This window comes from Sphingomonas faeni, assembly GCF_040407495.1.
In the GTDB taxonomy this organism is placed as follows: domain Bacteria; phylum Pseudomonadota; class Alphaproteobacteria; order Sphingomonadales; family Sphingomonadaceae; genus Sphingomonas; species Sphingomonas faeni_D.
In genome coordinates this window covers 154,809-168,720 of sequence record NZ_JAPZPP010000006.1, presented here as the reverse complement: position 1 = coordinate 168,720, position 13,912 = coordinate 154,809, and the positions used below count along the sequence as shown (strand labels likewise).

The 13,912-nt window shown below is 66.2% G+C and carries 14 protein-coding genes; 10 read left to right on the top strand and 4 right to left on the bottom strand.

Annotated elements, in window-relative coordinates:
• Positions 1–645 carry a Tim44/TimA family putative adaptor protein gene (locus O6W96_RS17390; protein WP_353470720.1) on the bottom strand — a complete coding sequence of 215 codons (645 nt, stop codon included), beginning with the start codon at positions 643–645 and terminating at the stop codon, positions 1–3.
• A gap of 168 nt (positions 646–813) precedes the next feature.
• Here O6W96_RS17390 and secB point away from each other — a divergent pair, with 168 nt between their 5' ends.
• From secB to trpS, 3 genes are read left to right on the top strand one after another with little or no spacing between them, the layout of a single operon-like run.
• Positions 814–1,326: a protein-export chaperone SecB gene (gene secB, locus O6W96_RS17385; protein WP_353470719.1), complete on the top strand. Its 513-nt coding sequence runs from the start codon at positions 814–816 to the stop codon at positions 1,324–1,326.
• 25 nt (positions 1,327–1,351) lie between these two features.
• Positions 1,352–2,917: a murein biosynthesis integral membrane protein MurJ gene (gene murJ, locus O6W96_RS17380; protein WP_353470718.1), complete on the top strand. Its 1,566-nt coding sequence runs from the start codon at positions 1,352–1,354 to the stop codon at positions 2,915–2,917.
• A gap of 9 nt (positions 2,918–2,926) precedes the next feature.
• Complete coding sequence (gene trpS, locus O6W96_RS17375; RefSeq protein ID WP_353470717.1) at positions 2,927–3,934, top strand: tryptophan--tRNA ligase; 1,008 nt, start codon at positions 2,927–2,929, stop codon at positions 3,932–3,934.
• Between the two features lie 223 nt (positions 3,935–4,157).
• Here the strand turns inward: trpS and dnaA are convergent, their stop codons facing one another.
• From dnaA to mutM, 3 genes are all read right to left on the bottom strand, one after another.
• Positions 4,158–5,672 (bottom strand): chromosomal replication initiator protein DnaA, encoded by a 1,515-nt coding sequence (gene dnaA, locus O6W96_RS17370; RefSeq protein ID WP_353470716.1) that lies wholly within the window; start codon positions 5,670–5,672, stop codon positions 4,158–4,160.
• Positions 5,673–6,101: 429 nt separating this feature from the next.
• Positions 6,102–6,365: a 30S ribosomal protein S20 gene (gene rpsT, locus O6W96_RS17365; protein ID WP_031394736.1), complete on the bottom strand. Its 264-nt coding sequence runs from the start codon at positions 6,363–6,365 to the stop codon at positions 6,102–6,104.
• Positions 6,366–6,459: 94 nt separating this feature from the next.
• Complete coding sequence (gene mutM, locus O6W96_RS17360) at positions 6,460–7,275, bottom strand: bifunctional DNA-formamidopyrimidine glycosylase/DNA-(apurinic or apyrimidinic site) lyase (protein WP_353470715.1); 816 nt, start codon at positions 7,273–7,275, stop codon at positions 6,460–6,462.
• Positions 7,276–7,331: 56 nt separating this feature from the next.
• Here mutM and O6W96_RS17355 point away from each other — a divergent pair, with 56 nt between their 5' ends.
• The 7 genes from O6W96_RS17355 (at position 7,332) to O6W96_RS17325 (ending at position 13,877) form a co-directional block, all read left to right on the top strand.
• The gene (locus tag O6W96_RS17355; protein WP_353470714.1) at positions 7,332–8,096 is read left to right on the top strand and encodes a class I SAM-dependent methyltransferase; all 765 of its coding nucleotides are present in this window, start codon (positions 7,332–7,334) and stop codon (positions 8,094–8,096) included.
• 292 nt (positions 8,097–8,388) lie between these two features.
• Entirely contained in the window at positions 8,389–9,924 is a 1,536-nt protein-coding gene (gene ubiB / locus O6W96_RS17350; RefSeq protein ID WP_353470713.1) for a 2-polyprenylphenol 6-hydroxylase, read from the top strand.
• Between the two features lie 37 nt (positions 9,925–9,961).
• Positions 9,962–11,038 (top strand): hypothetical protein, encoded by a 1,077-nt coding sequence (locus O6W96_RS17345; RefSeq protein WP_353470712.1) that lies wholly within the window; start codon positions 9,962–9,964, stop codon positions 11,036–11,038.
• 10 nt (positions 11,039–11,048) lie between these two features.
• Positions 11,049–12,236 (top strand): bifunctional phosphopantothenoylcysteine decarboxylase/phosphopantothenate--cysteine ligase CoaBC, encoded by a 1,188-nt coding sequence (coaBC, locus tag O6W96_RS17340; RefSeq protein ID WP_353470711.1) that lies wholly within the window; start codon positions 11,049–11,051, stop codon positions 12,234–12,236.
• On the top strand, positions 12,233–12,670 hold the full coding sequence (dut, locus tag O6W96_RS17335; RefSeq protein WP_353470710.1) for a dUTP diphosphatase: 438 nt from the start codon (positions 12,233–12,235) through the stop codon (positions 12,668–12,670). The genes coaBC and dut overlap by 4 nt, the downstream gene beginning before the upstream one ends.
• Entirely contained in the window at positions 12,667–13,119 is a 453-nt protein-coding gene (locus tag O6W96_RS17330; RefSeq protein ID WP_353470709.1) for a hypothetical protein, read from the top strand. The genes dut and O6W96_RS17330 overlap by 4 nt, the downstream gene beginning before the upstream one ends.
• The gene (locus O6W96_RS17325; protein WP_353470708.1) at positions 13,116–13,877 is read left to right on the top strand and encodes a HesA/MoeB/ThiF family protein; all 762 of its coding nucleotides are present in this window, start codon (positions 13,116–13,118) and stop codon (positions 13,875–13,877) included. The genes O6W96_RS17330 and O6W96_RS17325 overlap by 4 nt, the downstream gene beginning before the upstream one ends.
• Positions 13,878–13,912: the final 35 nt, after the last annotated feature.

Here is a 13,912-nt window from a genome sequence, read left to right as displayed (position 1 = left end):
TCACGCCTCGTCGGTGTCGGCAAGCTTCCAGTTCGGATCGCTGCTTTTCAGCGTCCGTGCGAACGTCCACACGTCATGCGTCTCGACGGCGTCGGTCAGCGACCCGGCCAGCACGACGCCGTCGCTATCACGCGTGACGGCGGCAATGTCTGCATCGAACCGAACGGTGATCCGGGCATCGCGACCCGACACGCTCGCGTCGGCAATGATCGCGCGCTCGATCGACACGAGGCGGTTGTCGAGCACTTCACCCGCCGCGACCCGCGCTGCGATGGCTTCGGCGAACGCGGCACAGACGTCGTCTTCCGCGAGATAGCCAAGCTGTTCCTCGTCACCTTTCCAGAATGATTCGAGGACCATGCGGTAGGCCGCCTGGGCACCTTCGAGAAACTGGTTGACGTCGAACCCGGATTCGGCGGCAACGATCGCGCGCAGACCGGCTTCGGCACGCGGCTCGATATTGCGGCTGGCGATCTCGCGCGGCTCCGGCGTCGCGTCGACCGTTCGCGGAACGGCGGCGATCGCCGGGCGGTCTTCGGCAGCCCGCGGCAGGGGCTGTTCATGCCCCGTTCGCTTGCCGAGCACGCTGTAGAGTCGCATCGCCAAGAAGCCTGCAACCATCGCGAGAAGAACTACGTAAAACAACCGTGCCTCCGATCTTCGGGCTAACATAGGCCAAAGCTGTGCTGATTCAAACCCGGGCCCGTTGAAACGCCCCGTCGGCACTGCTACTCGCAGCGCCCTGACCGATATGAACGCGCAAGCGTGCCGCTTCGGTCCCATTTCCGCGCTTATCTTCGAAGGACATGACGAATGGATGATCAGGACAACGGCGTGGCTGCGCCAGACCAGGCACTTGCAAACGGCGAGGACACGAACCCCGCTGCCGGGCTGATCTCGCAATACGTCAAGGACCTGTCGTTCGAGAACCCGAACGCACCAGCGGTCTACCAAAACCAGACCCCGCCGGCGATCGACGTGCAGTTCAATATCGGTGCGGCACAGGTCGGCGACGAGGTGCATGAGGTCGTGCTTAAGATCGACGTTCGCGCCGAGAGCGACGGGCAGGTCGCGTTCATCGTCGACCTTTCGTACGCGGGCCTGTTCGGGCTGCGCAACATCCCGGCCGAGCATGTCCAGCCGTTCCTGCTTGGCGAGGCTCCGCGCCTGCTGTTCCCGTTCGCGCGCCGGGTGCTGTCCGACGCCGTGCGTGACGGCGGCTTCCCGCCGCTGCTGCTCGAGCCGATCGATTTCGGCCAGCTGTATCTGACGCAGTCCGAGCAGGCTGGCATCCAGCCGAACGTTGGCGATTTCGGCCAGGCCTGATCGACCGGAGGCGGAGCGTTATTAGATGAACCTCACCAAGGCGCTGGGATCGGTCGGCGGGCTGACGCTCGCCAGCCGCGTCCTGGGGCTGCTGCGCGACTCGCTGTTCGCACGGTTCGTCGGCGCCGGGTTCGCGTCGGACGCGTTCCTGATCGCGTTCCGCCTCCCCAACATGTTCCGCGCCCTTTTCGCGGAGGGCGCCTTCTCCGCCGCGTTCATCCCGATGTTCAATCGGAAGGTAGGCGACAAGGACGGGCGCGGGCTACCGGACGGGATCGCGTTCGCCGAGGACGCGCTGTCGGTGCTGTTGCCGACGCTGATCCTGATGACGGTGCTGTTCGAGCTTGCCGCGTGGCCGATGACGTGGCTGCTGACCTTCGGGTTCAACGGCGCGAGTGCGGAGCGGTTCGACTATGTCGTTCACCTGTCGCGGATCACCCTGCCCTATCTGCTGCTGATCAGTCTGGTGTCACTGCTCGGTGGTATCCTCAATTCGCTGCACAAGTTCTGGATCAACGCGGCGGCGCCGATCCTGCTGAACGCAACGCTGATTGCGGCACTGCTGCTGTTCCACGAACACCAGCCACTGCTGACCGCGCGCAACCAGGCAATCGCAGTGACGGTCTCGGGGGCGTTGCAGCTCGCCTGGCTGATCTGGGCGTGCCGCGCGTCCGGCGTGATGCTCCGGCTGAAGCGCCCGCAACTCAATCCCGACGTTAAGAAGCTCATGTCGCTGATCTGGCCCGCCGCGGCCGGGGCGGGCGCGGTGCAGATCAACCTCGTCGTCTCTACCGCGCTCGCCGCCGCCTTGCTGCCGGCAGGATCAGTCTCATACATCTATTTCGCGGACCGGCTGAACCAGCTGCCGCTCGGGCTGATCGGGATCGGGCTCGGCACCGTCCTGCTGCCCACGATCTCGCGCCAGCTCGGGCGCGGCGAAGATGCAGAGGCGATGGCGACGCAGAACCGCGGCATGGAGCTCGCGCTGTTCCTCACCCTCCCCGCAACAGTCGCGCTGATCGTGTGCGGGGTGCCAATCGTCGGTGCACTGTTCCAGCACGGCAAGTTCGCGCTCCAGGACAGCGTGCTGACCGCGCAGGCCTTGGCCGCGTTCTCGATCGGGTTGCCGTCGTACATCCTCGTGAAGGTCCTGACGCCGGGCTATTACGCGCGTTCCGACACGCGCACGCCGGTGCGGTATGCGACGATGTCGATGGTCGTGAACCTCGTGCTCAACCTCGCCTTCATCAAGCCGCTGGGCCATATGGGGCCGCCGCTCGCTACCGCGATCGCCAGCACGGTGAACGTCGCGATGCTGTACCGCACGCTCGTCCGCCGCGGGCACTTCACGCCCGACGCGCGGCTGCTGCGGCGGACGTGGCGGCTGCTGGTCGCCGCGCTGATCATGGGCGTGGTGATGTATTTCCTCAACGACCTGTTCCAGCCGTTCGTGACGGGTGCCAGCGTCGAGCGCTGGGGGGCGATGCTCGTGCTGGTCGCGACCGGCGGCGTCGTCTATGCGATCGCGACATTGCTCACCGGCGCGTTCCGGCTGGGCGACATCTCCACGCTTCTGCGTCGTTCTAAGTAAGGTTTCTCCATGCGCGTCCTGTCCGGCATCAAGCCCACCGGTAATCTCCATCTCGGCAATTACCTGGGGGCGGTGAAGCAGTGGGTGACGTTGCAGGACGACGTGGCGGCGCAGGGCGGCGAATCGATGTTCTTCATCGCCGATCTGCACGCGCCGACCGAATGGATCGCGCCCGCCGAGCTCTCGTCGCACACGATCGAGGTCGCCGCGACGATGATCGCGGCGGGGATCGACCCGGCGAAATCGATCCTGTTCAACCAGGCGCGCGTGTCGGCGCATAGTGAGATGGCGTGGTTGCTCAACACCGTCGCCCGCGTCGGTTGGCTGAACCGCATGACGCAGTTCAAGGACAAGGCGGGCAAGAATCGCGAGGGCGCGAGCGTCGGGCTGTACGACTACCCCGTGCTGATGGCCGCCGACGTGTTGCTCTACAACGCGACGCACGTGCCGGTCGGCGAGGACCAGAAGCAGCATCTCGAACTCGCACGCGACATCGCGACCAAGTTCAACGGCGACTACGGCGTCGACCTGTTCACGCTGCCCGCGCCGCTGATCAGCAAGGCGGCGCCGCGGATCATGTCGTTGCGCGATGCGTCGGCGAAGATGTCGAAGTCGAACCCGTCCGAGCAGTCGGTCGTCAAGCTGATCGACAGCGACGACACGATCGCCGACAAGTTCCGCAAGGCGAAGACCGACCCCGACGTGCTGCCGACGACGGTCGAGGAACTCGGCGACCGCGCCGAGGCGCGCAACCTGCTGACGATCTACGCGGCGTTGGCGGATAGCGACGTCGCGACCGTGCTCGGCGAGTTCGGCGGCAAGGGCTTCGGCGCGTTCAAGCCTGCGCTGGCGGATCTCGCGGTGGCGAAATTGGGCCCGATCCGCGACGAGATGGTGCGGCTACTGGATGACCGCAGCGCGGTGACGGCAGTATTGCAGGCGGGCGCGGAGAAAGCGCGCGCGCTGGCGGCACCGGTGTTGAAGCAGACGCAAGACGCGATGGGATTGCAGGTTTAACCCCTATCCCGTCATCCTGACGGAAGTCAGGATCCAGAGCCATAAAGGGCAGCGTCCGTAACGCTGGATCCTAACTTTCGTCAGGATGACGGGGTAGTTTTTGGTGTGCCGGGTCACGCGGCTACAGGCCGCGATATCGCGCGCACAAGCTTGTTCCCCCGCGAAGGCGGGGGTTCAGACTGGACTCCCGCCTTCGCGAGAGAACAAGGAAGTACGGGCTAGCCTAGCCTTCCAGCTCGCGCATCAGCACGCGCACCGCCGCGTCGATATCCCGGTCCGAATCACGCAGCTCCTCGATCTTCCGCACCGCATGGATCACCGTCGAGTGATCGCGCCCACCGAATTTCCGGCCGATCTCGGGCAGCGACCGCGTCGTCAGCCGCTTAGCCAGGTACATCGCGATCTGCCGCGGCCGCGCCACAGCCCGCGCGCGCCGCGCCGAAATCAGGTCGAGCGGCTTCAGTTCGAAATGCGCCGACACGAGCTTCTGGATCTCGTCGATCGTCACGCGCTTCTGCGCCCCCCGCAGCACTTCACCCAACGTCGCCACCGCGAAGTCGAGGTCGATCGTGTCGCCGGTCAGCTGCGCATACGCGACGACCCGGTTCAGCGCGCCCTCGAGCTCGCGGATGTTCGCATGAATCCGCGCCGCGAGCAGGTCGAGCACGTCGGTCGGCACGCGCATGTCGGGCAGGTCGACCAGTTTCCGGTCGAGGATCGTCCGGCGCAAAGTAAGATCAGGCGCCTTTATATCCGCAACGAGACCGACCGACATCCGGCTGACGATCCGCGCCTCGACGCCTTCCAGCGCCTGCGGGCAGCGATCGGCGGAGATCACCAGCCGCTTGCCGGCCGCCATGATCTCGTTGACCGTGTGGAAGAATTCTTCCTGCGTCGCGTCCTTGCCGGCGATGAACTGGAGATCGTCGATCAGCAACAGGTCGGCACCGCGCAGCCGCTGTTTGAAGGCATGCGTATCGCGCGCGCGCATCGACGCGACGAAATCGTACATGAAGCGCTCGGCGGACATGCACAGCACGATCGCGTGCGGGTTATGCTCGAGGAACGCGTGACCGATCGCGTGCATGAGGTGGGTCTTGCCCTGCCCCGTGCCACTGTGAAGGAACAACGGGCTGAACCGGACCGGCCCCGGCTCGGCAAGCACCTTGGCCGCGTTGAACGCGACCTTGTTCGACGGGTCGACGACGAATCGTGCGAAGGTGTAACGCGGGTCGAGCGGCGGACGCTCTGCCGGTATGCCGATAGGCGCCAACGTCACAACGGGGGCCGGTGCTGGTTTCAGCGACGGATCAACGCCGAACTTCATCGACGCCTGCACCGGCTCTGCGACCGGCTTCGGGGCCGGCTGGGCCTCGACCGGCAACGGATCCGCAACGGGCTTGGCCGGAATGGCATCGGCCACCGGCTCGATCGCCAGCACGACGGGCGCGCGACCCGGCACCCGGGTCTCGATCTGGACGGTGCGGACGTGGGGCAGGATCTGCTTGAATTCGAGCACGAGTCGGTCGGCATAGTGATTGCGGACCCAGTTCGTCATGAACGCCGACGGCAGCGCCAGCCGGATCGTGTCGCGGTCCTCTCCGGGGATCAGTTCGATCGGCTTGAGCCACTGCTCGAACAGGCGTGCCCCCGCCGAATCGCGTAAGGATGCACGTACGCGAGCCCAGGCCTTTTCGGCCTCGGTCGCGTGCGTTACTGATCCTTGCCACTTCGTCACGCGCACGCTTCTCCGACCCCGCGAGATTGCTCGCGCGGGTGATATAGTCCCGACAGAAAATGGTCCCCCTGACGACCCCAAGGGTCATCCGGCATCTTCGCCCTGTGTGTTTGATGCAGCGGTGGAAACCACCGTCGCTGTGAGCCCCGTTATGAAGCGATCGACGATCCGAGCAAGACCCCGAGGCGTCACATTTTCGAAATAAAGCGGGTTGACTTGATCAAGCCGCGGAAATGCGTCGATATTTTTATAAGTGGCTGTGTTTACGTATTTTTTGCGAATTCAACCATTACGTGACTTGACTTCGGACCACTCGAATCGCGGGGAATCCGTGGGTTACGCACCGTCGCACTTGGTTCCCTTCGCAGACGCAAAAAACCCGCCGGGAATGTCCCGACGGGTGATCCGCTTTCGACAGTGATCGGTCGCTTATGCGAGCCCGGTCACGGCCTTGGTCAGACGCGCGAACTTGCGGCTCGCGGTGTTCTTGTGCAGCACGCCCTTGGCGACGCCACGCTGCAGCTCAGGCTGTGCGGCCGCGAGTGCGGTGGTCGCTGCGCCCTTGTCGCCCGAAGCCAATGCGGCCTCGACCTTCTTGATGAAGGTACGGATACGGCCGACGCGGTTGCCGTTCACTTCCGCGCGACGGTCGTTGCGACGGATACGCTTTTTCGCCTGCGGCGTGTTCGCCATGAAGCCCTCTGGATGTTCGAATGAATAAAAAGGGGCGCCGGATTGCTCCTACGCCCTCTCGAAGCCGCGGCCCTACCCACTTTGTCCTAGATCGTCAACCGCGTTGGCACTTCGGGCACCAGAACGTCGAGCGCCCGCCCTCCGTCCGCCGCTTCACCGTAGCACCGCATTCGCACGGCTCACCCTCGCGCCCATAGACGCGCCATTGCTTGGAGAAATAGCCAAGCTCGCCATCGGGCCGGACGTAATCACGCAGCGACGAACCGCCGGCCAAGATCGCCGCGGTCAGCACCGTACGAATCGCCTCGACGAGTCGCTCGAGTCGAAACAGCGATATCCGCCCCGCCGCGCGTGACGGCGCGATCTTCGCCATGTGCAGCGCCTCGCACACATAGATATTGCCGAGACCCGCGACGATTCGCTGGTCGAGCAGCATCGCCTTGATCGACGCCCCCCGGCCTTCGAGCGCCTCGAGCAGATACGCGGCGGTCAGGTCGGGCCCAAGCGGCTCCGGCCCCATGCTGAGGAACGGCGGGTAATTCGCGATGTCGTCGGTCGCCCAAAGATCGAGAAAGCCGAATCGCCGCGCATCGTTGAGCGCGACCGTCCGCCCCGCCGCGGTGCCGATCAGCAGGTGGTCGTGCGCGAGCAGTTCGCTCGGATCGACTCGCCAGCGACCCGACATGCCGAGATGGAAGACGAGCGTATCGCCACGATCGGTATCGATGAGCCCGTATTTGGCACGACGGCCCAAATGCGTAACGGTCGCCCCCGTCATCCGCTGGCGCAGGTCGACCGGGATCGCTTTGCGCAGGTCGGCACGACGCGGCTCGACGGAGGTCAGGCGCTGGCCCTTCAGCACGGGCTCCAGCCCGCGCACGGTGGTTTCGACTTCTGGTAATTCTGGCACGGTTTGCAGCTAGGTTGCGTTTGCTCGCGCCACAAGGCGCGGCTAGAGCGCAGGATATGAACGACTTGATCGCGCCCGCGCCCGCACTCACGCCCGATACCGTCTCCTTCGGCTACGAAGACATCCCCGCCACCGAGAAGACCGCCCGCGTCGGCGGCGTCTTCTCGAACGTCGCAGGCAAATACGACCTGATGAACGATGCGATGTCGGGCGGCATGCACCGGCTGTGGAAGGACCGCTTCGTCCGCCGCGTAAAGCCGCGCGAAGGCGAGCAGATCCTCGACATGGCCGGCGGCACGGGCGACATCGCGTTCCGCATGGAGCCGTCGGGCGCGTCGATCACGGTCGCCGACATCAACCCACAGATGCTCGAAGTCGGCATGCAGCGCGCGCAGAAGCGCGGCATCAACGGCCTCGTCTGGACCGAAGCCAACGCGGAAACGCTGACCTTCCCCGACAAGTTCTTCGACGCGTACACGATCGCGTTCGGAATCCGTAACGTGACCGACATCCCCAAGGCCTTGCGCGAAGCTCACCGCGTCCTTCGCCGTGGCGGACGGTTCTACTGCCTCGAATTCTCGACCACCGTCTGGCCTGGGTTCGCCGAGGTGTACGACGCCTATTCGCACAAGATGGTCCCGAAGCTCGGTCAGCTGCTCGCACAGGACGCCGACAGCTACCGCTACCTGATCGAATCGATCCGCCGCTTCCCGGACATGCCCAAGTTCAAGAGCATGATCGCGGACGCGGGCTTCGTGCAGACGAAGGTCGAACCTTTGTTGGGTGGCCTCGTCGCGATCCACAGCGGTTGGAAGATCTAGTGATCACGCGAAGGCGCGAAGGCGTGAAGAGTGGTTCACGCGGAGACGCGGAGACGCGGAGAGTAAGTGAGCGCGAAGGCGCCAGGTCTTGCGCGCGTCAGCGCTTTGCTAGCCATTCGCCAATAATGAAAAGCCGCATCCGCGGCGAAGCCAAACACCCCCGCGCCTCTGCGCCTCTGCGCGAACCAGTTCTTCCTTCTCTCCGCGTCTCCGCGTCTCCGCGTGAACCAATCTATCTTCGCGCCTTCGCGCCTTCGCGTGAACATAACTCTTTTCAAGGCGCGCTCACCCAGTGACCGCTTCGACCACCCACGTCTGGCGCCTCCTCAAATGGGGCCGCATCCTCGCTCGCCACGGCGCACTGCGGGGCATCGAGCGCGACCCGAACACCCCCGCCCCTGTCCGCCGCCTCGCGCGGATCGCGCGGTTCGGAGCGCGCGTGCCGGCAGTGCCGCGCTATGCGGATGCGTTCCAGGCGATCGGGCCGGCAGCGATCAAGCTCGGGCAGACGCTCGCGACGCGGCCGGATCTCGTCGGCGAGGACGCTGCGCACGACCTGCTGAGATTGCAGGACCAACTCTCCCCCGTCCCCTACGAGACGATCGAGGCGGCGATGCTGGCGAGCTTCGGCAAGCCGCTGGAAACGCTGTTCTCGCGGATCGAACCGATCCCGGTCGGCGCGGCGTCGATCGCGCAGGTCCACCGCGCCGTCACCACCGACGGCCGCCAGGTCGCGGTGAAAGTCCTCCGCCCCGGCGTCGAGGACGATTTCGCGCGCGCGATCGACACCTACAGCTGGGCCGCGGCGCAACTCGAGGCGCTCAGCCCCGAAGCAATGCGCCTGCGCCCCCGTCTCACGATCGAGACGTTCAAGCGCTGGACCCTGCGCGAACTCAACTTCCGCCGCGAAGCCGCGTCCGCCTCCGAACTCGCGGAGGGCATGACCGCCGAACCCGATTTCGTCATCCCCGCGATCGACTGGGCGCGATCGACCGCGAAGGTCATGACGATCGAGTGGATCGACGGCATCAAGCTGTCCGATCGCCCCGCGCTCGTCGCCGCCGGCTACGACCTGCCCGCGCTCGCGCAGACGTTGGTCCGCGCGTTCCTGCGCCAGGCGATTGCCGACGGGTTCTTCCACGCTGACATGCACCAGGGAAACCTGTTCGCGCTCCCCGGCAACCGCATCGCCGCGATCGATTTCGGCATCATGGGTCGGATCGACCGCCGCGCCCGCGTCTGGCTCGCCGAGATCCTCTACGGGCTGATCACCGGCAATTATAAGCGCGTCGCCGAGATCCATTTCGAAGCTGGTTATGTCCCCGCGCACCACGACGTCGCCGAATTCGCCACCGCGTTGCGCGCAGTCGGCGAGCCGATGCGCGGGTTGCCGGTCAAGGACATGTCGATCGGCATGATGCTCGACAGCCTGTTCTCGATCACGCGCGATTTCGACATGGTGACGCAGCCGCATCTGCTGCTGCTTCAGAAGACGATGGTGATGGTCGAGGGCGTCGCGACCAGCCTCAACCCCGACATCAACCTGTGGGAAGCCGCCGAACCGTTCGTCCGCGACTGGATCCGCGGCGAACTCGGCCCCGAGGCGATGATCGCCGACCGACTGATCGCCGACTTCCAGACGCTGACGAGGTTGCCTGAGCTGGTCCGCCGGATCGAAGCGCATTACCCCGCCCCCGGTGGCGCGCCGCCGACGATGCCGCTGCGCGAGATCGAAGTGATCCGGATAGGCGGCGGCTGGCGCTACGCCGCGGTCGCAGTAATTGCCGCCGCCGTCGGCATCGCGGGAACATGGTTCGGCCTGACATGACGCTGCGCCACGCCTGCCCGTCGCGCCGACCGAGCCGATGCGGCGCGCGCTGATCCCGGTCTGGCTGGCGGCACCGTCGCGGTTCGCCAGCATTTCTAAAGCCGGCGCATGCGGCGTCGTGGCGGCGCTGGCGTTGCTGCTCGCTGTGGCGGTGACAGCGGCAATCGCCGCGTCGTTTAATCCGGTGGACACCGCCTTCTATGCCACGATCGTCGAGGGTGTGCGTCATGGTGGCAATTACTATGCGGTGACGGCGGATGCGCTGCGGGCGGGCAACTATCCGCTGGCGCCGTTCACCGCGTTCGAATTGCCGACGCTAGCGGTGATCGAGGCAGCGTTGCCCCATGTCACGGTGATGGCGATGCTGTACCTGCTGACCGCTGCGGTAGCCGTCGCGTGGTATGGACGGCTGCAGCCGGCGCTCAAGACGCGCGCGGCGCAGGTGGCGGTTGCGCTGCTGCTGTTCGCGAGCCTTGTGCTGCGGCCATCGTTCGTCGCCGTGCCGGAACTCTGGGCAGGGCTCATGGTAGCGCTTTCGCTCGCAGTACGGCGGCGCGATCGCCATCTCGAAGCGACCGCCCTGGGGCTGGCAGCCGCGGTGATCTGCGAGACCGCTGCGCTCTACCCGATCGTCATGCTGGCCTTCGCGCTGGCCGAACACCGGCGCCGCGAAGCGCTCGGCTGGGCGGCCGTGCTGATCGTCGTGGCCGTCGTACTCGCGGTCCATGCGCATGCGGTGGCGCAGGTCCTCAGGCCGCTCGACGATCTGCTGTTCGACTGGGCTGGAGGACTGGGCATCGGCACGGTCCTGTCGGCGGCAGCATCGGTCACCGCGCTCGTCGCGCTCCCCTTGTGGCTCGCTGCGCCGATCATCGGCCTTGCCCTGTTCGGCTGGGCGACGTGGCGCGATCCGATCGCGACGCGCGTGCTTGCGACGATCGTCCTGACCGTGGTGCTCATCGTAGTGTTCGGCCGCGAGGATACGTCGCACTGGGCGCTGCTAGTGACGCCGGTGCTGCTGACCGGGCTGGTGTTCGTCCCCGACGGTTTGCGCGATCTGGTCCAGGCGGCGCTCGACAGCCGGCGCATTACCGTGACGCGGATTATCCGCTAGAGATACGATCATGAAGCGCATTCTCCTGATCGTCGGTGGCGGGATCGCCGCCTACAAGGCGGCCGAACTAATCCGCCTGCTCAAGACCCGCAGCTATGCGGTGCGCTGCGTGATGACCGAGGCGGCGCATCATTTCGTCACGCCGATGACGCTCGCCGCACTCAGCGAGGACAAGGTCTATACGACGCTCTGGGATCTCAAGGACGAGGCCGAGATGGGCCATATCCAGCTCAGCCGGCAGGCCGACCTGATCGTCATCGCACCCGCCACCGCCGACCTGATGGCACGCATGGCGGGCGGCCACGCCAACGACCTCGCGACGACGCTGCTGCTCGCCACCGACAAACCCGTGCTGGTCGTGCCCGCGATGAACGTCCGCATGTGGACCCACGCCGCGACCGTCCGCAACGTCGCGCAACTGCGTGCCGACGGCGTGACGGCGATGACGCCCGACGAAGGCATCATGGCGTGCGGCGAATATGGTCCAGGCCGCCTCCCCGAACCGCCCGCGATCGTCGCCGCGATCGAAGCGATACTCGCCCCCGCCCCGCCAAAGCGCCTTGCGGGCCGTCACGTCCTCGTCACCGCCGGGCCGACGCACGAGCCCATCGACCCGGTCCGCTACATCGCCAACCGTTCGTCGGGCAAACAGGGCTTCGCGATCGCCGCAGCACTGGCACGGCTCGGCGCACGCGTGACGCTTGTCGCCGGCCCCGTGACGCTGCCGACTCCGCACGACGTCGACCGGATCGATGTCGAGACCGCGCGGGAGATGGCGGACGCAGTCGACCACGCGCTGCCCGCCGACGCCGCGGTCATGGTCGCCGCCGTAGCGGACTGGCATGTCGAGGCCGTCCCGCAGAAGATGAAGAAGGGTGACGTAACGCCGACGCTGACGCTGGCGGAAAATCCCGATATTCTCGCGACTTTGGCGCGCAGCCCGCACCGCCCTCGCTTGCTGATCGGGTTCGCCGCCGAGACCGAGAGCGTGATCGAGCACGCCGTTGCCAAGCGTGTGCGCAAGACCGCGGACTGGATCGTCGCCAACGACGTATCGGGCGACGTCATGGGAGGCGCGGACAACAGCGTGCATCTTGTTACCGAAGCCGGAGTCGAGAGCTGGGAGCGTCTGCCCAAGGACGCGGTCGCCGCCCGACTGGCAAACCGCATCGCCGATGCGCTAGAAGCTGCATCATGATCCGTATCGAACTCAAACGCCTGCCGCACGGCGAAGGCTTGCCGCTGCCTGCCTACGCCACCGAGGGCGCCGCCGGGATGGACGTCGTCGCCGCCGAAGCGTTGACGCTCGCCCCCGGCGACCGCGCCGCCGTCGCGACCGGCTTCGCGATCGCCATTCCCGCCGGCCATGAAGTCCAGGTCCGCCCCCGCTCCGGCCTCGCGCTCAAGCACGGCGTTACCTGCCTCAACACCCCCGGCACGATCGACAGCGACTATCGCGGCGAAGTGAAGGTGATCCTTGCCAACCTCGGCCAGGAGCCCTTCGCGATCGCGCGTGGCGACCGCATCGCGCAGCTCGTCCCGGCGGTTGTCCTCCGCGCCACGGTCGACGAGGGCGCGACGCTCGACGACACCGCCCGTGGTTCAGGCGGCTTCGGATCGACCGGCCGATGATCGCCGCCTTCCTCCTGCTGCTACAAGCCGCGGCGTCTCAGGCCGATCAGACGCCGGTCGTTCCCACGGCCCCGACAGCGCCGCCCACCACGGTCCCCGCATCCAGCTTGTTGCCACCGCAGGACTGGAGCACGCTGCCCGTCCTGCGCATCCGTCGGCAGGCGACCACGCTCGCCAATACTTCTGCCTATGTCCACGGCGAAGTCATGGCCGGGCGTTGCGCGAAGGCCGTCCGGACGGTGCAGGGCTGGTCGCTCACCCTCGACCTGGCGGTGCTAATGACTCCCGATGGTCGGATCCGGCGGATCACGCCGCGTGCGATCGACTGCCCGACGGTCGAGCAATATGCGGCCGGCGTCATTCTCGGCGCGCGCGATGCGATCGACGTGGTCGATACCGCCGCCGACACCTGGTATCGCACCAGCCTGACGTTCGCCTGGGGCGCATGACTCTCTCCGACGACGAACTCGTCCGGTATGCGCGGCATATCGTCCTCAAGGAATTTGGCGGCTCGGGACAGGCGCGGCTGAAGGCGGCGACGGTCGCGATCGTCGGCGCCGGCGGGATCGGCTCGCCCGCGATCCAGTATCTCGCAGCCGCCGGCGTCGGTCGCCTGATCCTGATCGACGACGATTCGGTCGAACCCTCCAACCTTCAGCGCCAGACGATCTTCACGACTGCGGACACCGGCATCGCCAAGGTCGCAGCGGCAGCGGCAGCGGTCCAACGGATCAATCCGCATGTCGCGGTCGAAACGCACCGCCTGCGGATCGATCCGACCAACGTCGCATGCCTGCTGGCCGGTGCCGACGTCGTACTGGACGGCTGCGACAATTTTGCGACCCGCTTCTGCGTCGCTGACGCCGCGTATGCCGCCAAGATCCCGCTGGTCTCCGCAGCGGTCGGGCAGTTCGAAGGCCAGCTCGCCACCTATCGCGGCTGGGAGGCGGACAAGCCCTGCTATCGCTGTTTCGTCGGCGAAGACCCCGAGCGTGCCGAGACGAGCTGCGCGGAGGACGGCGTGCTGGGCCCCGTCACCGGCGTGATCGGCAGCCTCGCCGCATTGGAGGTGATCCGCGCGATCGCCCCGTTCGGCGACGACCCCGCGGGGAAGCTTCTGTTGATCGACCTTCTGGCCCTGCGCTTCCGGTCGATCCGCCTGCCGAAGGATCCGGGCTGCTGCGCCTGCGGTACGGCACGCGGCTAGGCCTTCTCGACTGCGACTTCGTCACCCCGGACCGG

Bases quoted from the DNA above. Each gene is read 5' to 3' on its own strand.
- trpS (WP_353470717.1), top strand. From the start codon at position 2,927: ATGCGCGTCCTGTCCGGCATCAAGCCCACCGGTAATCTCCATCTCGGC.
- dut (WP_353470710.1), top strand. From the start codon at position 12,233: ATGATCCGTATCGAACTCAAACGCCTGCCGCACGGCGAAGGCTTGCCG.
- murJ (WP_353470718.1), top strand. From the start codon at position 1,352: ATGAACCTCACCAAGGCGCTGGGATCGGTCGGCGGGCTGACGCTCGCC.
- coaBC (WP_353470711.1), top strand. From the start codon at position 11,049: ATGAAGCGCATTCTCCTGATCGTCGGTGGCGGGATCGCCGCCTACAAG.
- O6W96_RS17330 (WP_353470709.1), top strand. From the start codon at position 12,667: ATGATCGCCGCCTTCCTCCTGCTGCTACAAGCCGCGGCGTCTCAGGCC.
- rpsT (WP_031394736.1), bottom strand. From the start codon at position 6,365: ATGGCGAACACGCCGCAGGCGAAAAAGCGTATCCGTCGCAACGACCGT.
- O6W96_RS17325 (WP_353470708.1), top strand. From the start codon at position 13,116: ATGACTCTCTCCGACGACGAACTCGTCCGGTATGCGCGGCATATCGTC.
- secB (WP_353470719.1), top strand. From the start codon at position 814: ATGGATGATCAGGACAACGGCGTGGCTGCGCCAGACCAGGCACTTGCA.
- O6W96_RS17355 (WP_353470714.1), top strand. From the start codon at position 7,332: ATGAACGACTTGATCGCGCCCGCGCCCGCACTCACGCCCGATACCGTC.
- O6W96_RS17345 (WP_353470712.1), top strand. From the start codon at position 9,962: ATGCGGCGCGCGCTGATCCCGGTCTGGCTGGCGGCACCGTCGCGGTTC.